Genomic DNA, 20,893 nt, shown 5'->3' with positions numbered 1-20,893 from the left:
AAAGCGCCTGATCCTGGCGCAGCAGCCCGCAGCAGAAGCGCCAAACTTGCCGAAAGCACTGATCCCACACTGGCATCATGCCGCCGCCGCTCTCATTGACCCAGTTTTTGCGGGTGTCCAGCTGCCCAATTGCCGAGGATGAGGCGCCGCATCTTTGATACGTATCGGCCCTTCCTGGAGACTTGATGCGGGGCTTTCGGTCGGCACCATCACGCCTCATCACCGCAGTTGCCCGCAGGCCGGCAGGAGGATCGCCGCAATGGAGAAGTAGATCATCGCGAGCACAGAGATTACCGCGAGCAGCCGCGTGATGCTCAGCAAGAAGGGCCACTGTTCCGGCCCCGGCGACGCGCCCGTCATGCCGCGGAAGACCGGGCGCGGTTTGACCAGTTCCAGAAGGACGAGCCCCATCAGGATCACGCAGGGGGCAAGCACCGGCCATCCGACTCAGCGCGATGTGCTGCAGCATATGGCCGGCCAAAGGTCCAAAGCTGTTCAGGATAGCGCCTCTCCGTTCCCCCGTTATGGGCTAACACAAGGAGCGCTGCGCAACTTTGCACATGAAATAATATGAGCGGGTGCTCTGGAGCCAAGGGCGACACACTCTCAGCCTTGATCAGGCAGCAGCGGCCGCCATGCTGCAGCGGCCGCCGTTGTGGGTGATTACTTCGAAAGCCAGTCCGGAATAACGAACAGGTCCAGCACGCCGCCTTGGCTCAATTGTGCTCCCACGACATCGGCGGGCAACACACCAGCCTCGTCCAGCTTTTCCTTCACGTCTGGTTGGAGCTCAAGGTTGTCCTGCAAAGACTGGATGTTGGCCTTGTTCGACTCTGCAGCCTGTTCGATTTGGCTGACATCCTCCGGTGTCAGTGCCTCAGTGACCACAACGATGTTGATTTCCTGCACAGACGAACCGCCAGAATTAGTCGTCTCTCCGGCTTTCAGCATCTGGTCGTATACCGACTGGCCCACAAGCACTGAGTATGCCCTGATCCGCTCGCTCTCGTCCTGGATGTCGGCAATACGCTCGGGGTTTTGCCAAGTCATCGTCTGGCCGTTCTGCTCTGTCGTTGCTTCCTGAGCAAGCAAGGGACCGGCGGGAATGGCCAAAGCTCCGGCCACGAGTGCTGCAAGTGCGATGGACTTCATTGGTACTCCTTTCTGTGTCGGTTGCTATGCCAGCGCGCCGACGTTTCGGGGCACGGTGACCAAGAGGCAATCGACCGCTTCCACCATGGTTCCTGCCACCTCAGCGACTTGTGACTGGGCGAATGCGTTTCGTCCTGACGAAGAACGCAGTATGTCAGCACAATTTGCCGTCCACTCTTTGGCGGAAAATCGAGCTTCTTAGCAGCGGCAAGGGGCCGGCTGCAGCGCTCCTGCTCAGGTTGCCGGTGCCGCACGGGGGGCAAAAGCAAAGTCGAAACCTGCGTACAGCCCTCCCGACCCAGCCGTTGGCCTCTGAAGGCGGCCTCGCCCGCGGGTGCCAGGTCACGAAAAACGTGCGGTCAAAGCAGAAAAAAGAATAACCCACTCCTAACCCATAATAAAAAGCGACGCACTATCGGAGACAGAAGGATAAAGAGAAATAGTAAATTGTGAATAAAGCACTCGTACCTTCATCAAACTACTAGAGAAATGGTCGCATTGTGGACGCAAATGCGACATGATCGCACCAGCAATCGGGGAAATTCAACTCGGGTAGGATCCTTACCGCCAAGTCCGGCCATGCCTTCACGGGCTTTCAGGAAAGGCTTGCCGCCGTCTGGGAAAGCTATAAGCCGCGCCTGCGCGACCATGCGCTCGGCCTGCTTCGCGCCAGCGAATGGTCGGAAGACCATATCGGCTCGGGCACGATCCTGAACGGCACGATCGAAGCAATCGAGATTCAGGACAGCCGGACCAACCTGACGAACAACCTAGTCTTCTGGCAGAACCGCTACGGGCACGCCAACCGCGATCATCGCACCTTGCTGGAGGCGACATCGGACCCAAAGCTGCGTCGCGAACTTGAGGCCCTGCTGTTCGGCCTTTTCAGCGGTGGGGCCGATGAGGGTGCGACGTTTGGCCGGCTCGGCGAGTTGACAGGCGGCAAGTACCCGCTCCTGGCGTACCTTTATTTTCTGAAGGACATGGATCGGTTTATGCCGATCCAGCCGACCGGCTTCGACCTTGCCTTCCGGGCGCTTGGCATCGACTTCTCAACTCTGCGCCAATGCAACTGGGAGAACTATTCGACCTACAACCAAACGCTTGTCGCGTTGCGCCCGATGATCGAGGCGACGACTGGCCTTAAGAATGTCCGTCTGGTCGATGCGCATTCGTTCTGCTGGATTTTCGCGACGCTGCTGAAGCTGGAGGCGGAAGGCTCAATCAGGAGGGCGCCGGGTAGCAAGGACGAAGGCCGCATCCTTAGCGGGCGTGAGAAATCCATCATCGCCATGCGCCTCTCGGTCGAGAACACCGTCAAGAACGCAAACGGGCAGATCGTTCAACGCGTTCTGAAGAACAAAGAATTGCGTATGACGTCGGGTGAGTTGGAAAAGCTGATCGCTTCCCTGCTCGATCTTCAGGACAACCGTTGCGCCCTGACCGGCATCCCCTTCCAGTTTCTCGGCCCCGAGGCCGATAAGAACCTCTTGCCCTCGCTCGATCGCATCGACAGTGCAGGGCACTACGAGGTCGGCAATCTTCAAGTGGTCTGCCAATTCATCAACTTCTGGAAAGGCGATAGCGACAACGCCGACTTCCAAAGGCTGTTGATGCTGGTTCGCGGAGTCGATCAATAGGTGATCCCCGCCTATGCTGAACGATCAAATGTAGCCTCCGGGAACTGACAGTGCCTTCTTGCACATCCAGAGTGGGACGCAACGCTGTCTCAAAATGGCGATGATACAATGTGCCTATTTCTCGCATTGAAGTGACCGCATCCACTTCAGAGCCCTAGAGAACACGCCCGCGCTTGAGAAAAGGACCGTTTACAGACGTAGGGCACTTCAAAGTTAACTAGCAAAACTCCAGCATTCCGCGGGCCTGAGCAGGGTGCGGACCGGCTCCAAGAACTGTTCTACTGGGGTGCTGGCGGAGAGAGAGGGATTCGAACCCTCGAGACGGTTCCCCGCCTACACACTTTCCAGGCGTGCGCCTTCGACCACTCGGCCATCTCTCCGCATCGCCGTACCTGGTGGAAGCCAGTGTGACCAGCCGCGAAGGGCCGGAGCGAGCGAGGCGCAATATACCCATGAACTTTTGTGGCGCAAGTGCGCGTCGGCAGGTTTGCGCGATTGTTTTCCGTCTCGTCCGTCGCCCTTGAGGAGGAGGGGCAGGGCGTGCGAAAATGCGTCAAGATCGCGAGGATGGGGAACGGATCGGGCGATGCCGCTTTTCCCCGTGCGACACAGGAACGATTGATGCGGCTTGTCTTGAGAATTGTCGGCACTTGGCTGATCGCGATGGCCGTCATCATGCTGGTCGTCGACGGCACCAAGTCCTTGGCCGCCAATATGGTGGAGTTTACCAGCCTGGCGGACGTCTGGATGCAGGTGAACGCTGCCAGCCTCGATACGGTGCGCGGATTTTTGAGCAGCCGCTTCTTTGCGGCGCTTCTGGACCAGGCTCTGAATGCGATCCTGACCTATCCGGCTTTCGCCGTCCTCGGCCTGCCCGGGATCATCCTGGCGCTGGCCGGGCGGCGGCCGCGGCGCATACGCTTCCTGCGGCAAGAGCAGATCTAGTCTGCTAGTGTAACCATCCGGCGCGGCCCCGCGAATTGAGGATGAAAGGAGAAGATCATGTTCTTCAGCTCCAAACCCACCACCATTCCCACTGCGGCCGAAGCACTCCCCGGGCGGCAGGAGGAAATGCCGGTGGCCGAGAACCACTTCGTCGGCGGCCAACCGCTGAAAGGACCATATCCGGAAGGGTCAGAAACCATCTATTTCGGGCTTGGCTGCTTCTGGGGCGCCGAGCGCCTGTTCTGGAAGATCCCGGGCGTTGTCGTGACGTCCGTGGGGTATCAGGGCGGGCATACACCGAACCCGACCTACGAGGAGGTCTGCTCCGGCCGCACCGGACACACCGAAATCGTCAAGGTGGTCTATGATCCTGCGAAGGTGAGCCTCGAGACGCTGCTCAAGACGTTCTGGGAGGAGCACGACCCGACGCAAGGCATGCGGCAGGGCAACGACGTCGGCACGCAGTACCGGTCCGCAATCTATACGACGACGCAGCAACAGGCCGAGATTGCAGAGAACAGCCGTGATGCCTATGAGGCGGCGCTAAAGGCGCGCGGGCTCGGACCGATCACCACGGAGATTACCGCGGCGGGCCCCTACTACTACGCCGAGACCTACCACCAGCAGTATCTGGCCAAGAACCCCAATGGCTATTGCGGTCTCAACGGGACCGGCGTGAGTTGCCCAGTCGGCGTTGGCGTTGCCGCCGAATAATCTGCGCAAGGGACCGTCATCAAGGCGCTGCGGTGAGCCCGCAGCGCCGTTGCTTGAGCGGACGAGCCCTATTGGCTGACACCTTCTTGGCCTTGAGGCACAGGCCGGCATTTGAAGCGTTCGTCCTCTCACTGCCGGGGGCCACCCTCGTCCGGCAGTGGCGCGACGACTCCGTGGCCAAAGTGGGAGGAAAGATTTTCTGCCTGCTCGATCGCGATCCGGGCGAGGTCTGGTTCAAGGCCTCGGACCTGTCATTCGACCTTCTGACTGAGCTCCCGGGCATCCGCCCGGCCCCCTATTTCGCCCGCGCCCGCTGGGTCGCGGTTTCAGCGCAAAGCCCGCTGCGTGAGGAAGAACTCGAGGCCTATCTGCGCGAAGCGCATCGTCTGGTGGCGAGCCGTCTGTCGCGGCGGCTTAAGCTCGAACTCGGACTGGCCGAGGTCACGGCGCGATCGCGTAGACCTTAAGGGGGCCGGGAGCGGTAACCGGTTGGAGCCAGCTTGGCGGGCGGTCTTGAGCGAGCAGCGTCACGATCGCGTCCGGGGGCGGGCCGCCGACGCCGCGCATTTCCGGCATGGCCGGGCAGGTGACAAGGAGGCTGAGCCCACGCTCGCGGGCAACCTTGTGGGCTGCGGCCTCCGGGCCGTTGAAGAACCTGAACGCGTCGAGCACGCCCTGCTGGTTCCGATGATAAGGCGCCGCCACCACCTCATGGTGTGTTTCAAGCAGCATGTGCGATCCCAAGTCGATGGGGGTCATGATACGGGCGGGCGGGAGGCCCTTGAGATCCGCGAACGCAGCGGGGGTCAGACAACTCTCTTTGGTCAGCCCTGTGTCCGCAGCGGTCAGGGTGCTGTGTTGTTGTCCGGGAAGCAGATTGACCACCAGTGTGGCGATGACCGCCAGCACCACGCCGGAAAACGCCAGCCAGCTCCCCACAAGGCCGAGGGCATCAAGGACGCGGCCCCGGCGGAGGTAATGGGTGCGCACGGTCACAATCAGCCAGCAGGCGGCGGGGACAGCTGGCATGAAGGCCAGCCGCGCGCCGCGCACTTGCGCCAGCATGACAGCCGTGGCGCAGAGGAGAAAAACCAAGAGTACCATCCACCCCAATCGCTTTTCCGGCTCGCGCCGAAACGCTAGGGCCCCCACGGCAAGAGCAAGCATGACCGGCAGGCTGACGGCGATCGTGTAGGGCGGCAGATCGACCAGCGACCGGTGCCAGGGTTTCGCTTCCACAATGGCTCCGAGCCAATAGGTCTGCAGCCACGGGTCCACGGCCGCGTAAGGCCCGCCGAGACATTGGGGGTAGACAATGACGACGAGTCCCGCAGCGAGGCCGCCGAAGACGGCAAGAAGGCTAAAGCGCTGCCAGGGGCGTGGCGCGGGCAGCCATGAGACGATGGTAAAGGCCGCTGCCACCAGAAGCCCCGCCAGCACATAAACCGGCGAGATCATATCGCAAGCCGCCTCCAGCCAGCGCGCTGGCGGGCGGATGAGTGCTAGATGCAGAGCGAGACCTCCGCCGAAGGCCAGGCCGAACCTCCGCATGGCCCCGGCACGGTTTCGATCCGCGACATAGGCGAGGCCAAAGGCGAGAATGGCGGCCAGAGCCATGGGGATGGCCTCGACGGCGATAGCGAGAGTGGTCGCACAGATCAATCCGGCGGCCCAACCCAGCTTCGGGCGCCGCAGGGCGACCAGGCTCAGCCAGAGCGCCATGACCGTGAGAAGGATCACCACGCTATGGTGATCGACCCTGCCGGGCGTGAATTCGGTGAGGATCGCCGGGCTCAAAACCGGCAGCACCAGGGCCGGAAGCAGGCCCTCAGACCCGACGAGCTCAAGGGCGATCTTTGCGCTTAGCCAGAGCAGCACGCCGAGGAGCACAAGAGGCCACACCGTTCCTGCAGCGACCATGGCGCTAGTCGGATCGAGCACAAGGCCGAAGCCACCGACCAGAACCGCAAGTGGCACGTCGACCAGTCGCGACCAGTGAATTTCGGCGCCGAACGGCGTGTTGAGCCGATGCTGCACCAGATCATACCAGGGCTGTCCGGCAAGAAAGTCGCGTACCACCACCATGCGCATGGCGTCATCGGTATCGCCGAAAAAGGGTGCATCGCCGCGTCCGACCATGCTGCGCACGACAAGGGTCGCGATGGCAATGGCCCAGATGGCGATGAACCAGCGCCAGTCAAGACGCGGGGGACGGGCAGGCGACAAGGACACGCAGCGGCTCCGAACGAACGTGCCGCCACCATGACGCCTTGCGGTTAAGGAGCGGTAGAGGGCGCCTTCTACTGGTTCGCGCTGAGACGCTGACAAAGAAAAGGCCCACCCGCGGCGCGGATGGGCCGAACTTGAGAGTGTTGGGCCTGGGGGTTCAGGCTGCCTTGACGACGTCGACCACTTCAACGTCAAAGACCAGATCCTGCCCGGCCAGCGGATGGTTGGCGTCGACGGTCACTGTCTGGTCATCCATGTCCACCACGGTGATGGGCAGCATCCCCCCATCGGCCGTGCGCGCCTGGAGTTGCGTGCCGACCTTGAGGTCGATACCCGCAGGGACCTTTTCGCGATCGAGGCGCTGGATGGCCTCATCGCGGCGCGGGCCGTAGGCAGAGGCGGCGGGAATGGTGACGGTGCTCTTCTCGCCGGTTTCCATGCCTTCGACATGCTCCTCGAGACCCTTGATCACCTGACCCTGACCGAGGGTAAACTCGAGCGGGGCGCGGCCCTCGGAGCTGTCGAACTGGGTGCCGTCGGTGAGACGGCCGGAATAGTTGATGCGGACGATATCGCCGGTGGTGGCCTTGGTCATGGCAGGTCCTTTCAGGGGATGTATCTGCGGCCCCAAGGCGGGGCCTTTGCAATTCGCCATGAGAGCTCGAGCCGGTGGCTCGACGGGCGCAGGAGCGAAGCCGGGATGCACGCTGGCATGCCGGCGACCCATGGCGGCGAGAGAGCTATAGTGTAGGGGAGGGATCCGGAATGTAAACCCGACCGGCTCAAACCCTTGAGTTTCCGGAAGTTATTGCCGATCACAATGCTCGCTCCTTGCGAGCCTGTCGCATTTTTGCCATCAAGAGGCCGCGATTGACAAGTATTCGGCCGCTCAGGGGCACAGGAGCACTCGGTCAAGGAGAAGCGCATGCGCGCCCGGGCTTTTGCCATTGTCACTGCTGCCGCGGGGCTCGCCGTTGCAGTTTCGGGCTGTTCCATGTCCGGGATCAAGCCGCTGTCCGGCGGGACCGCCTCGGCTGCCCTGGCGTCCTTCGCGCCCGTTACAGCCACTCCCGGCGCCATGCCGGACGCGCGAGCCATTCCCTCGGCCCCCACGCAGCTGGCCTATGCCAACAGCGCGCATGGTTCGATCGATGGTCTGGTGGCGCATTACGCGGCGGCCTACAAAGTTCCCGAGCACCTCGTGCACCGCGTGATCGTGCGCGAAAGCAAGTACAACTCTGCAGCCCGCAACGGCCCCTATTATGGCCTGATGCAGATCAGCGCCGCCACCGCCCGCGGGCAGGGTTACACCGGTGCGCCCTCGGGGTTGCTGGATCCCGAAACCAATCTCCGCTACGCCGTGCGCTACCTTGCCGGCGCCTATGTGACTGCAGGCGGTAATGACGACCGCGCAGTGCAGTTCTACGCGCGCGGATATTATTACGATGCCAAGCGGCAGGGGCTTCTCGACAAGAGCGGGTTGCGCTGAGGCTCAGCGCGCCGGAAGGCCCAGGATTTCATCAATCCGCTGCGCCAGATCTTCCTGGCGATAAGGCTTTTCCAGCCTCGGCAGGTCGATCTCGCCGCTATTGTCGGGCAGATCGGCATAGCCTGTCGCGAGAAGCACCGGCAGGCCAGGGCGCTGTTGCCTGGCCGCTTTGGCCAGGTCCGCGCCGCTCATGCCGGGCATGCCGTAATCGGTGATGATGAGCGATACCTCCGGGTGCGCGGCCAGGACATCCAGCGCCTCGCGGGCGGAAAAGGCCTCGAGCGCCACATGACCGAGATCGGTGACGATATCGACGGTGTTGAGCGTGATGAGCGCGTCGTCGTCCACCACCAGAATGGTGGCAGCGCCCGCCGCGGACGCTTGTGAACTCACGGTCCTGACCTTTCGGCCGCACCCGGCCGGTTCGTGATTTGCCCCGCCACGTATTTCCTAGCTTAGGAAAGTCGCGGACTTGGGTCTAGCCCTAATCGGCCCTGCTGACACCATGGGGCAAAAGGGAGTGCCACAACGGCGATTGAGGCGATAAGGTCGCCGCAACGCCAAGAATGGGAATCGTCTTCATGCATCTCTTGCTCGTCGATGGCTCGGGCTACATCTTCCGCGCCTTCCACGCCCTGCCGCCCCTCAACCGCAAGTCCGACGGGCTGCCGGTGGGCTGTGTGCAGGGGTTCTGCAACATGCTCTACAAACTCACCACCGACATGGACGAGGGGGAACCGCCCACGCATATGGCGGTGATCTTCGACCATTCGGGCAAGACGTTTCGCGACACCATCTACTCCGAATACAAGGCGCACCGGCCACCGGCGCCCGAAGAGCTGGTGCCGCAGTTTCCGCTGACCCGCTCGGCCACCCGCGCCTTTTCCATCCCCGCCATCGAAATGGAGGGCTGGGAAGCCGATGACATCATGGCGACCTACGCCTGCATGGCGCGCGACGCCGGCTGGAAAGTCACCATCGCCTCCTCTGACAAGGACCTGATGCAACTCGTCGAGCCCGATGGCTCCATCCGCCTGCTCGACACCATTCCGCGCCCCGGTCAACCGCCGCTGCGCTGGATCGGCCCGAACGAGGTGCTGACCAAGTTCGGCGTGACGCCAGACAAGGTGATCGACGTGCAAGCCCTTTGTGGCGACAGCGTCGACAACGTTCCTGGGGTGCCGGGCATCGGGGTGAAGACCGCGGCGGAACTGATCAACACCTATGGCGATCTTGAGACGCTGCTGTCGCGCGCCGAGGAGATCAAGCAGCCGGCCCGACGGCAGAAGCTGATCGACAATGCCGAACTGGCGCGCATTTCCAAGCAATTGGTGACGCTGGAGCGCAAGGTGCCGGTCGACATCGACCTCGACGGGCTCCTGCGCCAGCCGATCGATCCCTCGACGCTGTTCCCGTTCCTCAAGGCGATGGAATTTGCCACCATTACCAAGCGCCTGGGCAATCTGCTCGAGGCCGACCCGGACCTGTTCGAGCCCGATCCGGAATTGAGGGCCGGCGGCACCAGGGATATCGGCGCGCCCAAGAAATCAGCCGATCTTTCCGTGGCCAAGGCCAAGCTCGCCGCCAATGTGGTGCCGGGCACCGGTCCGGCGCGCTTTGCTGCCGAGGAGCACGCGCGCATCAAGGCCATCCCGGTCAATTATGATGCCTACGAGATCATCTCCACGCCCGAGCAACTTGCGGCGTGCATCGCCAGGATCGTCGATCGCGGTCATTTCGCCATCGACACCGAAACCACGAGTCTGGACGCGCAGCAGGCCGAACTGGTGGGCGTCTGCCTCTCCACCGCCATCGGCGAGGGTTGCTACATCCCTATCGGACACAGCAAGGCGGGCGACCTGCTCGAAGGCGGCGGGCTGGTGGACGGCCAGTTGCCGGCGCGCGACGTACTGGCGGCGCTAAAGCCTGTGCTTGAGGACCCGTCCATCCTCAAGATCGGGCAGAACGTCAAATACGACATGGAAGTGTTCGTGCGCCACGGCATCACCATGGCGCCGATCGATGACACCATGCTGATTTCCTACGCGCTGGACGGCCCGCAATATAACGGGCTCGATATCCTCGCCAACCACTGGCTGGACCACAAGACCATCACCTTCGGTGAGCTGGCGGGGACCGGCAAGGCGCGCAAGACTTTTGACCAGCTCGAGATTGCCCCGGCCGCGCGCTATGCCGCCGAGGACGTCGATGTGACGCTGCGGCTCTGGCATGTGCTGAAACCGCGACTGGCGGCCGAGAACGCCACGGCGCTCTACGAGACACTGGAGCGGCCACTGGCCCCGGTGCTGGCGCGCATGGAAACGCGTGGCATCACCGTAGACCGGCAGATCCTGGCGCGGCTATCGGGCGATTTCGCGCAGCGCGCCGCGGCCTTCGAGGCGGAGGCGCACGAGCTGGCGGGGGAAAAGTTCAACCTGGGCTCGCCCAAGCAGCTGGGTGAAATCCTCTTCGGCAAGATGGGCCTGGAGGGCGGCACGAAGACCAAGACCGGCGCCTGGGCGACCGGTGCCGATGTGCTGGAGGATCTGGCGGCCAAGGGCGTGCCGCTGGCGCGCACCATCGTCGACTGGCGGCAGCTCACCAAGCTCATGGGCACCTATACCGATGCGCTGCCCGGCTATATCCACCCCGAAACCGGGCGCGTGCACACCTCCTATTCGCAGGCCAGCGTGCTTACAGGGCGGCTCTCCTCCAACGATCCTAATCTGCAGAACATTCCGGTGCGCACAGAGGACGGGCGCAAGATCCGCTCCGCTTTCGTGGCGCCGCAGGGAAAGGTGCTTGTCTCGGCGGACTATTCCCAGATCGAGCTGCGGGTGCTCGCACATATCGCCGACATCCAGGCACTCAAGGATGCGTTCGAGGAGGGGCTCGACATTCACGCCATGACGGCCTCGGAAATGTTTGGTGTGCCGGTGGAGGGCATGCCGTCCGAGGTGCGCCGGCGCGCCAAGGCCATCAATTTCGGCATCATCTACGGCATTTCCGCGTTCGGCCTCTCTAACCAGCTCGGCATCGAGCGCTCGGTGGCGGGCGAATACATCAAGACCTATTTCGAACGCTTCCCGGGCATCAAGGACTACATGGACAGCCAGCGCGCGCGGGTGAAGGTGGACGGGTTCGTCACGACCTTGTTCGGGCGGAAAATCCAGTTCCCCAACGCCAATTCGGGCAACCCGTCCGAACGCGCCTTCGTGGAACGAGCGTCCATCAACGCCCCCATCCAGGGCACCGCCGCCGACATCATCCGGCGCGCCATGATCCGCATGGAGGGCGAACTCAAGAAGGCCGGCGTCGAAGCCGACATGCTGCTCCAGGTGCACGACGAACTGATCTTTGAAGTGCCCGAGGGCACGGAGGATCAGGCGATCCCGGTGATCAAGCGGGTTATGGAAACCGCGGCGGAGCCGGCGGTGCGGTTGTCAGTGCCGATCCAGGTGGACGCGCATGCGGCGCGGAATTGGGATGAGGCGCATTAGGAACTGTGGCCGCAAAGACAGTAGAGCCGACCGCTCCGGGGCGTCTGGGGTGGGTATCCACCGAAACGAAGAGTATCCCTCTGCGTCTTACTCACCCAGCTTCACCCACTTCCACGTCTGCACCTGCTTCACCGCGCCCGGCCTTCGGATGACCATGACGCCAAAATCCCACGACGTGGGGTAGGTCAGCGTCACGCGGACCCAGTTGGCGTTTCCGCAGCGGGAGCAGGCGAAGGGCGGCTCGAGGGCGTCGCGGTCGGGGTGGAGGAAGGGCAGGAGATCGGCGGCGAGGTAGCGGACCTCGCGCTTGCAGAGATTGCATTTGCAGATGACGATCTGCCCGTCCTCGGCCGCGTGCCGCAGCGTCCATTCTTTGCCCGGATAGGGCATCTCTCCACGATAGGGTGAGGGCATGAATCAGTCTCCGTCGCGGAGACTGTACAAGAACAAAGAAGGAACAAAACGCTTTCCGTCAGCCCCAGAGACGCAACGCGAAGGGCAGCGCGAGGAAGATCACCCAGGTGATGAGGAAGATGAGCGGCGCACGCTGGGAAAAGAGCCCGCCCGCGTGCTGGCGCAACTCCATGCGGCGCCGGCTCTCCTCGTCGGTGGCGAGGGTGAAGGGCCGGAGGGCCGGGCAGTGCTCGATGAGGGCATTTTCCCGCCGCCGCCAGTGGCCGATGGCTTCATGGGTCGCCAGAATGCCTGGCCGCGCCTCGAGTGCCAGCACGAAACCAAGCACGGCCAGGAGCGGCGGGAAGAGCAGCGTGAAGAGGCCGCCCCAATCCCCATAGCCGGCGCTGAGGGAGGTGCCGTAGGCAATCACCAGAAAAGCCTGCGAGGAAATCAGTGCGTTGAGCCTGTTGTTGAGGAGGTTGATCTCGGCCCGGATTTCCTGCCGCAGGTGATCGAGCTCACTGGTCTCGGCCGCGCAGGAGGTGTCGTTGTCCTGGCTCTGCCGGTTGCCCACGGCCTGGCAGGCCTGAGGTGCTTCCGGGCTGGCGGACGCACCGCTGAAGTTCGAATCAACAGAAGCCAGCCGGCTGGGCGAGTGGGCCTGGGTCATGGACCTTTTCCTTTCCAGTACCCCCCGGCCCGCTAATGGCGCAACTGCTCTGCGGTTGCGCTTCTGCATCCCGATCACAATCGGGAACTGAGCGATCGCGAGATCGTTCATTGAAGTTCACCAGACATGGAGAGATCGATGGCCCAGCACCGTCAGGGTCCGCGTACCCACGAACAGCAGCAGGCGATCTTGCAGAAGCGCGTCGAGACCAAAGGCGCGCCGGTCGATCCGCACGAGGAGTCGATCACCGAAGCGCGGGAACACACCACACCACCGCGCAAGATGTACGACAACTCCACCGGCGACCGCTCGATCAAGCGCGGCGCTCATCAGGAGGGCGAACATCATAAGCGCCGGGTCGACGAAGATCAGATCGACCACTAGGGCGCCTAGCGGGCGTTAGCTCGCCAGCCGCAGATTGCCGTTGAGGAAATAGCGATCGAACAGCGGACTGGCCGCGGCGCCGATGGCGCGCGCATTGCCACCCACCGCACCCGCTTCCACCTGGGGGGCGATGAGCCCGCGCATGTCCTGGTTGGAGAGGTAGCGTCGGGTCCGCTCCACCAGCGCGTGCTTGACCGGCGCCGGGAAGGCGCCGTCGATGACGATCGCCTCGAAATCGATGACGGCGCAGACCGAGAGGCTGGCCTTGGCTAGTTCCTGCGCCGTCTGGCCGATCCAGGGATCGACGAACCGCCCCAGATTCGACCAATCCTGCGGCTGCTGCCAGAGTACCTGCGGATCAAGCCCGGCATTGATAAGCCGGGTTTCGAGCAGGTGAATGGAGGCGGTGTCGATGAGCTGCTGGCTTTCTCCCTGCGGACCGACGCTGCGAAGGGACCCAAGCGCACCCGCATTCCCGCGATGGCCCGGATAGACAGAGTGGTTGAGCACGATGCCGCCACCGACAAAGGCGCCGATGAAGAAATAGGCGTAATCGCGGAATTCCTTGCCCCGGCCGTAGATGTGCTCGGCCTGGCAGCCGGCCGTGGCATCGTTGACGACGCTGACGGGCAGGTCGGAGAAGGCCCCGATAGTGGCCGCAAAGTCCACGTCGCGCCACGCTACGAACTGCTCCGCCGGGGCGCCGACGAGGTCGCTCCATTTCCACAGCTCGAACGGGGTGGCGATGCCCAGCCCGCAGATGCGCCCCCGCTCCTCGGCGCTACACTGCGCCAGCATCTCGTTGAGCCCCTTGCGGAGAAACGCGAAAATCGGGCCGGGCAGGGGGTAGGCATAGGTCATCTGCCGCTGCTGGCGCACCGTGCCGCAAAAATCGGTCAGCACGAGAACGACGCTGCGCCGCCCGATCTTGGCGCCGAGCGAAAGGACGCCACCGGGCGCCAGGTGCATGGGCACGGAGGGCTTGCCCACCTTGCCCTTGACCGGTGCCCCGCGCGCCAGAAGGCCTTCCGCCTCCATCTCGCGCAGAATGATCGACACCGTCTGTGGGGACAGGTTCGCCAGGCGCGCCAGATCGCTCCCTGCTGTGGGGCCGTTGCGTTGCAGCAAGGTCAAGAGCAGACGCTCGTTGTGGTCGCGAACCCCGGACTGGTTCACGCCCCCACTGAGCGATCGGATGATCGGTGTACCCATGGCGCGCACCATAGTCAGACACGATGAGCGGCGGAAGCCGTCAGGACAGGAATAAATAAATAAAATAGATTTATATATTGACGCCGCAACCGTAAGCCGCCACCATACCCTCGTCGAACACGACCAGTCGGTCCGGCTGCGGGGGAGGAGCCCCGTCCGGATCGGGCCACATCAGGGAGAGAGATGTTGAACAAGCTGCTTCTGGGCACAGCCTTTTGCCTTGCCGCCATGTCCACGGGGACTTTTGCGCAAGATGCCGTGACTGCCTGCCTCATCACCAAGACCGACACGAATCCCTTCTTCGTCAAAATGAAGGAAGGCGCCGAGGCCAAGGCCAAGGAACTGGGCGTCAATCTCAAGTCCTACGCCGGCAAGATCGACGGCGACCACGAAACCCAGGTTGCCGCCATCGAGACCTGCATTGCCGACGGCGCCAAGGGTATCCTGATCACCGCCTCAGATACTTCGGCCATCGTCCAGTCGGTACAGAAGGCGCGCGATGCAGGCCTGCTCGTCATCGCGCTCGATACGCCGCTCAACCCGATCGATGCTGCCGATGCCACCTTCGCGACCGACAATTTCCTTGCCGGTGAGCTGATCGGCAAATGGGCCGCCGGCAAGCTGGGCGCCGAGGCCGAGAATGCCAAGATCGCCATGCTCGATCTTGCTGTCAGCCAGCCCAGCGTGGACGTGTTGCGCGACCAGGGGTTCCTGACCGGCTTCGGCATTGACGTGGCCGACCCGAACAAGTGGGGGGATGAGACCGATCCGCGCATCGTCGGCCACGACGTCACCGCCGGCAACGAGGAAGGCGGGCGCAAGGCGATGGAAAACCTGCTCGCCAAGGATCCGTCCATCAACGTCGTCTATACCATCAACGAACCCTCGGCGGCCGGAGCCTATCAAGCTCTCAAGTCCATCGGGCGCGAAAATGACGTGACCATCGTCTCGATCGATGGCGGTTGCCCGGGTGTCGCGAACGTCAAGGACGGCGTCATCGGTGCAACTTCGCAGCAATATCCGCTGCAGATGGCGGCGCTCGGGGTGGAGGCGATCAAGCAATGGGCCGATGACGGCACCAAGCCCACGCCCACCGAAGGCAAGGACTTCTTCGACACCGGGGTGAAGCTGGTGACCGACGAGCCGGTGGACGGCGTCGAGAGCATCGACACGACCGAAGGCGCCGACCTCTGCTGGGGCTGATCGGCTCCTATTGATCCGGTGCGGAGCGGCGCGTTCGCTCCGCACCGAACGTGCATTGAGGGGCAGGAGGAACCCATGACCAATTCGTCGGAGGCCGAACCGGGTCTGGCCGGGCGCGCCGAGACCGTCGCCAGTTTCGCCCATGAGGTGACGCTGCTCTCGCGCCTGCAGCACGCCCTGCACAGCAACCCCGCGCTCGTGCCGCTGATCGTGCTGGTGATCTCCATTCTCGTCTTCGGAGCGCTGCTGGGCGGCAAGTTCTTTTCCTCCTTCGCCCTCACGCTTATCCTGCAGCAGGTGGCGATCGTCGGTATCGTCGGCGCCGCGCAATCGCTGGTGATCCTCACGGCCGGTATCGACCTCTCGGTCGGCGCCATCATGGTGCTCAGCTCCGTGGTGATGGGCCAGTTCACCTTCCGTCTCGGCTTGCCGCCCTTTGTCGCGATCGCCTGCGGGCTGGCGCTGGGCACCTTCATCGGCTTCGTCAACGGCTGGCTCGTGGCGCGCGTCAAGCTGCCGCCCTTCATCGTGACGCTCGGCACCTGGCAAATCGCGCTCGCCGCCAACTTCCTCTATTCGGGCAATGAAACCATCCGCGCACAGGAAATCGAGACGCAGGCGCCGATCCTGCAACTCTTCGGCCAGTCCTTCTCGGTCGGTGGCGCCGTCTTTACCTATGGCGTCATCGCCTTCATCGGCATCGTGCTGATCCTTGCCTACGTGCTGCGCCACACGGCCTGGGGACGACATGTGTATGCCGTGGGTGACGACGCGGAGGCGGCTCAACTCGCCGGGGTCAACACCCGTAAGGTGCTGATCTCGGTCTACATGCTCTCGGGCCTGATCTGCGCCTTTGCCGGCTGGGTTCTCATCGGCCGTATCGGCTCGGTCTCCCCCACGTCAGGCCAGACCGCGAACATCGAATCCATCACCGCTGTGGTGATCGGTGGCATCTCCCTCTTTGGCGGACGCGGCTCGGTATTGGGCATGCTCTTCGGCGCCCTGATCGTCGGCGTCTTCTCGCTTGGCCTGAGGCTGCTCGGCGCCGACGCGCAGTGGACCTACCTCCTCATCGGCGTTCTCATCATCGCCGCTGTCGCGGTCGACCAGTGGATCAGAAAGGTCTCTGCCTGATGGAACCGGTTCTTTACGCACGCAATCTCAACAAGCGCTATGGCCGCGTCACGGCCCTCGACAATTGCGACTTCGACCTGATGCCCGGCGAAATCCTCGCCGTGATCGGCGACAACGGTGCCGGCAAGTCTTCGCTGATCAAGGCTCTTTCCGGGGCCATCCAGCCCGACAGCGGGGACATCTACCTTGAAGGGCAGAAGATCCACTTCGCTTCGCCTATCGAGGCGCGCCACGCCGGGGTGGAAACTGTCTACCAGACGCTCGCCATGTCTCCGGCGCTCTCCATCGCCGACAACATGTTCATGGGCCGCGAAATCCGGAAAACCGGCTTCATGGGCAAGGTGCTGCGGCAGCTCGACCGGCCGGCCATGGAGCGCATTGCGCGCCAGAAGCTGTCCGACCTCGGGCTGATGACCATCCAGAACATCAACCAGGCGGTGGAGACGCTCTCCGGTGGGCAGCGTCAGGGCGTGGCGGTGGCGCGTGCCGCTGCCTTCGGCTCCAAGGTCATCATCCTCGATGAGCCGACGGCCGCCCTCGGCGTCAAGGAATCGCGTCGCGTGCTCGATCTTATCCAGGACGTACGGGCGCGCGGCATCCCAATCATTCTCATCAGTCACAACATGCCGCACGTCTTCGAAGTGGCAGACCGTATCCATGTGCACCGCCTGGGACGACGCCTCTGCGTCATCGACCCCAAGGACTTTACCATGAGCGACGCCGTCGCCTTCATGACAGGAGCCAAGGCACCACCCGCACCGCCGATCGCGGCCTAGGCTTACCGCCCGGGCACTGCAAAACGCGCCCGGGCTTCGACGGCCGCGCTGCGGCTTATGCAGCCCTCGACGTGATCATTGACGAGGCCCATGGCCTGCATGAAGGCAAAGCAGGTGGTGGGCCCGACGAACCTCCACCCCCGCTTCTTGAGTGCCTTGGAGAGCGCGACAGATTCCGGCGACGTGGTCTGGCTTTGTGGCGGCGCCGGGGCTTTGGCCTCATAGCGCCAGACGAAGGCGGCAATGGAGCCGGCCTCCTCGATCAACTCCAGGGCCCGCCCCGCATTGTTGATCGCCGCTTCGATCTTGCCCCGGTGCCGCACAATGCCGGCGTTGCCCATAAGCCGCTCCACGTCGCCGCCGGTGAACGCCGCAACGGCGGGGATATCGAAACCCACAAACGCCTCGCGAAAGGCGGGGCGCTTATTGAGAATGGTCCGCCAGCTGAGACCCGACTGAAAACCTTCGAGGCAAATCTTTTCGAAAAGACGTGTGTCGTCGCCGACCGGGAAACCCCACTCCCGGTCATGGTATGGCACGAACTCCGGGGCGCCGGCGCACCAACGGCACCGGGGCCGTCCGTCCGGTCCGTCTATCGTCTCCATGCGATTTTCTCCAACTCCCTCAATCTCCCCACGCCGCATCTTGATCTGCGCCAAGGTCATGCAGTGGCAGCAGCTGTGAGTGGCGCACCGGCTGATGCCGAGGGTTGACCTGCCACGGGCAAGAAAGCAACGGAGGAGTATGGCTTGGGGTGGGCAGGCTTGAAGAAGGGAGACTGCAAATCTTCAGAAAGCCGCTACGGGACCCGATTTCACCGGTTGCGAAAATCGGCATGTTCGACTAGGGTCGCGCCGTTTCCCGGGCCTCGCGTCCGGCCGGCCTGCACCCGTAGCTCAGCTGGATAGAGCGCTGCCCTCCGAAGGCAGAGGCCACAAGTTCGAATCTTGTCGGGTGCGCCAATTCTCCCGGTGGTTGTCGGGCCAAATCGTGTGTGGGTCGATTCCAAAGATTCTTGGGTCGATTTCTGTTTCGGCTCGATTGGCTCTCCAAGCTCTTAGGGTGGGGATTAGTCATTCGCCGCTAAAGCAGAACCGGTTGCCCGTGTGGGCGTTGTCGAAACAAGCGGCATACCCCTCAAGATACTTACGTTGAGCAGCATCATCGTTGATGCGGTAGTTGATTCCAAAAGAGCGTATCTGGGTCCGGCTTCCGCTCGGCCATGTAAAGGTCTGCACGGCTGTTGGCTGTTGTCGGGCCAAATCGACCCTGAGTCGATTCCAAAGAGTCGTGAGTCGATCCCAAGGAAACCCGAGTCGATTTGCACGCGATTGTCGGGCCAACGAAGCTTGCTCCCTCCATGGCGCCCATCCCAGTAGAAAGCATGGGCCAGACCGTTGCGGCCAGCATTAACCCCATAATGATATCGATCTGTATAGCTGAACATAGGTGATAGCGCGGTCCCTTCGCGGCGCTCAGGACAGTTCAGCCTGGGTGCGCTTTAGGAGCTGTGGCGAGTTGCGCTCAGATCAGTGGATGTGGAGCGATGCTTTGGCTTCGGGTCAACGCGCTCACGTGCCAATGACATCGCTGCGACCGTGCTGCCGCCGAACAAGATACCTTCCAGCGCTCCCGTGACCACCCGGCTGACCGGCCCTAGACCGCTCTCACCAAACAACAGTCCGATTTCACCAAACTGAAGCCGTGAGTTGGGAAAACTGAGCGTCAGGAGCTCGAGGCTACCCCCGAGCATGTGGCCTCCCACCATGGGGATAAGCGCGCCGGCCACCCCCGCAGTTGTGCATCCGAAAAGGGCCGCCCGCCTGACCGGGAGGTTGCCTGGGCCAAACGAAACGGCAGCAGCCAGGCCTATGGCGGCACCAAGCAACAGCCCCTCGAAAGCGCCGGTCATGTCCTGCGGTGCTGTGCCGAACAGAAGGAGGAAGGCGTCGATGCCGATAAGCTTCACCACGGCACCGATGACCAACCCACCTGCTGCTCCCCCCAGAACCATCATCAGTGGACGCCCTGGTTGTACTCGCAACGCTGTCACAATGCCAAAGGCGACACCGGCTGCGCCCAGGAATGCGATCACCGTCGTCATGCAGACATATACCAGCACCACGGAAATGCCCGCCGCACCGCCGGTGATCGGACCCGATGCTTCGGCGAGACCATAGATCAAGCCACCAAGAACCCCGGCAGCGGTGCCGCCCAGCGTTCCCGCCTGCCACAGTCGTAGGTAGGGGCCAGGTTGAGAGTCGCGGCGATCGCGTTCCGATGACGCTTCAGCCGCACCCGCTGCTTTGACCTCGACCTGAGCGATGAAGCGATAACCGTGCTTGGGAATGGTTTCGATGAACGTGGGTCTGGTTGCATCGTCGCCGAGGTGTTTCCGGATGGTGCGGATCGCTTGGGTGAGCGCCTCATCGGTAACAGGAACCCCGCTCCAGGCACCATCGATGAAGCGCTGCTTTGGCACAAGGCTTCCCCGTTGCTGCACAAGCAGGATCAGAACGTCGAGATAGCGGGAGTTGAGTTCGACAACGGTACCCTGCCTTTCCAGTCGGCGGTTCGTGACATCGAGGTGGAAGCCACCGAAATCGTACAGCTCTGCACTCATTTCAGGGAAACCTCATCGCTGGCTCATAGGTCGCTCATGTCAATCAGACCGGCTGTCGGCATGGTCGCAGGCTCCTGAGCTTCGGAGATCTTCACATGATTGAACACCAAGGATACGACCTCAAGCGGAGGGGTCAATGGCGAGCTGCGCTATGGGCGGGAGCGGTAGGCATTTACCTGATCCCAGTCGCCCTGAAGGTTACCACGGGTGACCTAGACTGGAGCTTGGTTGATCTCCTGTTCGTGGCGGTGCTGATCTTCCTGCCGGTTCTGATCTACGATGCCGCCACCCGCCAAGTAGCGAGTTGGTCTTACCACGCCGGGATGGCAGTTGCACTGGCTGGGGCCAGCTTCCTGGTCTTCAGCACAGCAAGCGTCGGCATCATCGGGAGTGAATCCGATGCCGCCAATGCTCTTTATTTCGCAGTGGTCGCTGCGGGCTTAGTAGGCGGATTCTCTGTCCGGCTCTCTGCTGACGGCATGGCCAGGACGCTGACTGGAGTGGCTGCAGTCCAAATGCTGATCACGATCATCGCCCTTTTTCTTCAGCTGGGCTACCCGGACAGCGGCCCATTAGAGCTGCTCGCAATCAATGGCCTCTTCGTTGCGATGTGGTTGTTCGCAGCTTTCCTGTTCAGCAAGGCCGCTCGGGAACCCTCCGCAATCACTTCCCAGTCTGAGGTCCCACGACATGCTTAAGTTGAAAGCCGTAGTGGTTGCGAAGCTCTTTTTCGGCGTGCCCGCCGAGGCCGGGACCTATCCGACGGAACTGAATGAGATCTTCACCTGGACGCAGCAGGGAGGCACCGCGTGCCCTCCCGACACCA

The 20,893-nt window shown here is 62.7% G+C and carries 21 protein-coding genes and 2 tRNA genes; 12 read left to right on the top strand and 11 right to left on the bottom strand.

Annotated features, from left to right (window positions below):
• Nucleotides 1-219 precede the first annotated feature (219 nt).
• The gene (locus IC608_RS11400; RefSeq protein WP_191775373.1) at nt 220-435 is read right to left on the bottom strand and encodes a hypothetical protein; all 216 of its coding nucleotides are present in this window, start codon (nt 433-435) and stop codon (nt 220-222) included.
• A gap of 228 nt (nt 436-663) precedes the next feature.
• Nucleotides 664-1,152: a hypothetical protein gene (locus IC608_RS11395; RefSeq protein WP_191775371.1), complete on the bottom strand. Its 489-nt coding sequence runs from the start codon at nt 1,150-1,152 to the stop codon at nt 664-666.
• A gap of 821 nt (nt 1,153-1,973) precedes the next feature.
• Here IC608_RS11395 and IC608_RS17950 point away from each other — a divergent pair.
• Nucleotides 1,974-2,792 (top strand): hypothetical protein, encoded by an 819-nt coding sequence (locus IC608_RS17950; protein ID WP_210316300.1) that lies wholly within the window; start codon nt 1,974-1,976, stop codon nt 2,790-2,792.
• Between the two features lie 290 nt (nt 2,793-3,082).
• On the opposite strand, the gene IC608_RS11385 is transcribed toward IC608_RS17950, so the two are convergent.
• Nucleotides 3,083-3,172: transfer RNA gene (locus IC608_RS11385), tRNA-Ser, on the bottom strand.
• Between the two features lie 241 nt (nt 3,173-3,413).
• On the opposite strand from IC608_RS11385, the gene IC608_RS11380 reads away from it, so the two are divergent.
• From IC608_RS11380 to IC608_RS11370, 3 genes are all read left to right on the top strand, one after another.
• The gene (locus IC608_RS11380; RefSeq protein ID WP_191775370.1) at nt 3,414-3,737 is read left to right on the top strand and encodes a hypothetical protein; all 324 of its coding nucleotides are present in this window, start codon (nt 3,414-3,416) and stop codon (nt 3,735-3,737) included.
• A 57-nt stretch (nt 3,738-3,794) separates the two neighbouring features.
• A complete protein-coding gene (gene msrA / locus IC608_RS11375; protein WP_191775369.1) occupies nt 3,795-4,451 on the top strand; it encodes a peptide-methionine (S)-S-oxide reductase MsrA in 657 nt (218 codons plus the stop codon).
• Between the two features lie 71 nt (nt 4,452-4,522).
• Nucleotides 4,523-4,918 (top strand): MmcQ/YjbR family DNA-binding protein, encoded by a 396-nt coding sequence (locus tag IC608_RS11370; RefSeq protein WP_191775368.1) that lies wholly within the window; start codon nt 4,523-4,525, stop codon nt 4,916-4,918.
• On the opposite strand, the gene IC608_RS11365 is transcribed toward IC608_RS11370, so the two are convergent.
• Together IC608_RS11365 and IC608_RS11360 are read right to left on the bottom strand one after the other, a co-directional pair.
• On the bottom strand, nt 4,893-6,683 hold the full coding sequence (locus tag IC608_RS11365; RefSeq protein ID WP_191775367.1) for a hypothetical protein: 1,791 nt from the start codon (nt 6,681-6,683) through the stop codon (nt 4,893-4,895). The genes IC608_RS11370 and IC608_RS11365 overlap by 26 nt on opposite strands.
• A gap of 154 nt (nt 6,684-6,837) precedes the next feature.
• Entirely contained in the window at nt 6,838-7,275 is a 438-nt protein-coding gene (locus IC608_RS11360; protein ID WP_191775366.1) for an FKBP-type peptidyl-prolyl cis-trans isomerase, read from the bottom strand.
• 330 nt (nt 7,276-7,605) lie between these two features.
• On the opposite strand from IC608_RS11360, the gene IC608_RS18595 reads away from it, so the two are divergent.
• Nucleotides 7,606-8,169, top strand: coding sequence for a transglycosylase SLT domain-containing protein (locus tag IC608_RS18595; protein ID WP_191775365.1), 564 nt, complete (start codon nt 7,606-7,608; stop codon nt 8,167-8,169).
• A 3-nt stretch (nt 8,170-8,172) separates the two neighbouring features.
• Here the strand turns inward: IC608_RS18595 and IC608_RS11350 are convergent, their stop codons facing one another.
• A complete protein-coding gene (locus tag IC608_RS11350; RefSeq protein ID WP_210316299.1) occupies nt 8,173-8,562 on the bottom strand; it encodes a response regulator in 390 nt (129 codons plus the stop codon).
• A gap of 188 nt (nt 8,563-8,750) precedes the next feature.
• Here IC608_RS11350 and polA point away from each other — a divergent pair, with 188 nt between their 5' ends.
• Entirely contained in the window at nt 8,751-11,669 is a 2,919-nt protein-coding gene (gene polA / locus IC608_RS11345) for a DNA polymerase I (protein ID WP_191775364.1), read from the top strand.
• Nucleotides 11,670-11,756: 87 nt separating this feature from the next.
• On the opposite strand, the gene IC608_RS11340 is transcribed toward polA, so the two are convergent.
• Both IC608_RS11340 and IC608_RS11335 read right to left on the bottom strand, forming a co-directional pair.
• Entirely contained in the window at nt 11,757-12,083 is a 327-nt protein-coding gene (locus IC608_RS11340) for a hypothetical protein (RefSeq protein ID WP_191775363.1), read from the bottom strand.
• Between the two features lie 58 nt (nt 12,084-12,141).
• Nucleotides 12,142-12,735: a hypothetical protein gene (locus IC608_RS11335; RefSeq protein ID WP_191775362.1), complete on the bottom strand. Its 594-nt coding sequence runs from the start codon at nt 12,733-12,735 to the stop codon at nt 12,142-12,144.
• Nucleotides 12,736-12,873: 138 nt separating this feature from the next.
• Between IC608_RS11335 and IC608_RS11330 the strand changes: the two genes are divergently transcribed.
• Nucleotides 12,874-13,119, top strand: a complete 246-nt coding sequence (locus IC608_RS11330; protein WP_191775360.1) for a hypothetical protein — start codon at nt 12,874-12,876, stop codon at nt 13,117-13,119.
• A 15-nt stretch (nt 13,120-13,134) separates the two neighbouring features.
• Here the strand turns inward: IC608_RS11330 and IC608_RS11325 are convergent, their stop codons facing one another.
• Entirely contained in the window at nt 13,135-14,331 is a 1,197-nt protein-coding gene (locus IC608_RS11325) for an ROK family transcriptional regulator (RefSeq protein WP_191775359.1), read from the bottom strand.
• Nucleotides 14,332-14,517: 186 nt separating this feature from the next.
• Between IC608_RS11325 and IC608_RS11320 the strand changes: the two genes are divergently transcribed.
• The 3 genes from IC608_RS11320 to IC608_RS11310 all read left to right on the top strand — a co-directional run bounded on the left by IC608_RS11320 (nt 14,518) and on the right by IC608_RS11310 (nt 17,444).
• On the top strand, nt 14,518-15,534 hold the full coding sequence (locus tag IC608_RS11320) for a sugar ABC transporter substrate-binding protein (protein ID WP_428055113.1): 1,017 nt from the start codon (nt 14,518-14,520) through the stop codon (nt 15,532-15,534).
• 75 nt (nt 15,535-15,609) lie between these two features.
• Entirely contained in the window at nt 15,610-16,668 is a 1,059-nt protein-coding gene (locus tag IC608_RS11315) for an ABC transporter permease (protein ID WP_191775357.1), read from the top strand.
• Nucleotides 16,668-17,444, top strand: coding sequence for an ATP-binding cassette domain-containing protein (locus tag IC608_RS11310; RefSeq protein WP_191775356.1), 777 nt, complete (start codon nt 16,668-16,670; stop codon nt 17,442-17,444). The genes IC608_RS11315 and IC608_RS11310 overlap by 1 nt, the downstream gene beginning before the upstream one ends.
• Before the next feature lie 2 nt (nt 17,445-17,446).
• Here IC608_RS11310 and IC608_RS11305 read toward each other — a convergent pair whose 3' ends face one another.
• A complete protein-coding gene (locus IC608_RS11305) occupies nt 17,447-18,049 on the bottom strand; it encodes a DNA-3-methyladenine glycosylase I (protein ID WP_191775355.1) in 603 nt (200 codons plus the stop codon).
• 280 nt (nt 18,050-18,329) lie between these two features.
• Between IC608_RS11305 and IC608_RS11300 the strand changes: the two genes are divergently transcribed.
• Nucleotides 18,330-18,406, top strand: a tRNA-Arg gene (locus tag IC608_RS11300).
• Between the two features lie 539 nt (nt 18,407-18,945).
• On the opposite strand, the gene IC608_RS11295 is transcribed toward IC608_RS11300, so the two are convergent.
• The gene (locus tag IC608_RS11295; protein ID WP_191775354.1) at nt 18,946-20,067 is read right to left on the bottom strand and encodes a winged helix-turn-helix domain-containing protein; all 1,122 of its coding nucleotides are present in this window, start codon (nt 20,065-20,067) and stop codon (nt 18,946-18,948) included.
• 95 nt (nt 20,068-20,162) lie between these two features.
• Between IC608_RS11295 and IC608_RS11290 the strand changes: the two genes are divergently transcribed.
• Nucleotides 20,163-20,765, top strand: coding sequence for a hypothetical protein (locus IC608_RS11290; RefSeq protein WP_191775353.1), 603 nt, complete (start codon nt 20,163-20,165; stop codon nt 20,763-20,765).
• Nucleotides 20,766-20,893 lie beyond the last annotated feature (128 nt).

The organism is Devosia oryzisoli (assembly GCF_014837245.1).
Lineage (GTDB): Bacteria > Pseudomonadota > Alphaproteobacteria > Rhizobiales > Devosiaceae > Devosia > Devosia oryzisoli.
The sequence above is the reverse complement of the archived record's forward strand: the minus strand, read 5'-3'. Positions and strand labels throughout refer to the sequence as shown.

Excerpts from the sequence above, each read along its gene's own strand:
- IC608_RS11395 (WP_191775371.1), bottom strand. The coding sequence starts at position 1,152 with ATGAAGTCCATCGCACTTGCAGCACTCGTGGCCGGAGCTTTGGCCATT.
- IC608_RS11380 (WP_191775370.1), top strand. The coding sequence starts at position 3,414 with ATGCGGCTTGTCTTGAGAATTGTCGGCACTTGGCTGATCGCGATGGCC.
- msrA (WP_191775369.1), top strand. The coding sequence starts at position 3,795 with ATGTTCTTCAGCTCCAAACCCACCACCATTCCCACTGCGGCCGAAGCA.
- IC608_RS11360 (WP_191775366.1), bottom strand. The coding sequence starts at position 7,275 with ATGACCAAGGCCACCACCGGCGATATCGTCCGCATCAACTATTCCGGC.
- IC608_RS18595 (WP_191775365.1), top strand. The coding sequence starts at position 7,606 with ATGCGCGCCCGGGCTTTTGCCATTGTCACTGCTGCCGCGGGGCTCGCC.
- polA (WP_191775364.1), top strand. The coding sequence starts at position 8,751 with ATGCATCTCTTGCTCGTCGATGGCTCGGGCTACATCTTCCGCGCCTTC.
- IC608_RS11340 (WP_191775363.1), bottom strand. The coding sequence starts at position 12,083 with ATGCCCTCACCCTATCGTGGAGAGATGCCCTATCCGGGCAAAGAATGG.
- IC608_RS11335 (WP_191775362.1), bottom strand. The coding sequence starts at position 12,735 with ATGACCCAGGCCCACTCGCCCAGCCGGCTGGCTTCTGTTGATTCGAAC.
- IC608_RS11330 (WP_191775360.1), top strand. The coding sequence starts at position 12,874 with ATGGCCCAGCACCGTCAGGGTCCGCGTACCCACGAACAGCAGCAGGCG.
- IC608_RS11325 (WP_191775359.1), bottom strand. The coding sequence starts at position 14,331 with ATGGGTACACCGATCATCCGATCGCTCAGTGGGGGCGTGAACCAGTCC.
- IC608_RS11315 (WP_191775357.1), top strand. The coding sequence starts at position 15,610 with ATGACCAATTCGTCGGAGGCCGAACCGGGTCTGGCCGGGCGCGCCGAG.
- IC608_RS11310 (WP_191775356.1), top strand. The coding sequence starts at position 16,668 with ATGGAACCGGTTCTTTACGCACGCAATCTCAACAAGCGCTATGGCCGC.
- IC608_RS11305 (WP_191775355.1), bottom strand. The coding sequence starts at position 18,049 with ATGGAGACGATAGACGGACCGGACGGACGGCCCCGGTGCCGTTGGTGC.
- IC608_RS11295 (WP_191775354.1), bottom strand. The coding sequence starts at position 20,067 with ATGAGTGCAGAGCTGTACGATTTCGGTGGCTTCCACCTCGATGTCACG.
- IC608_RS11290 (WP_191775353.1), top strand. The coding sequence starts at position 20,163 with ATGATTGAACACCAAGGATACGACCTCAAGCGGAGGGGTCAATGGCGA.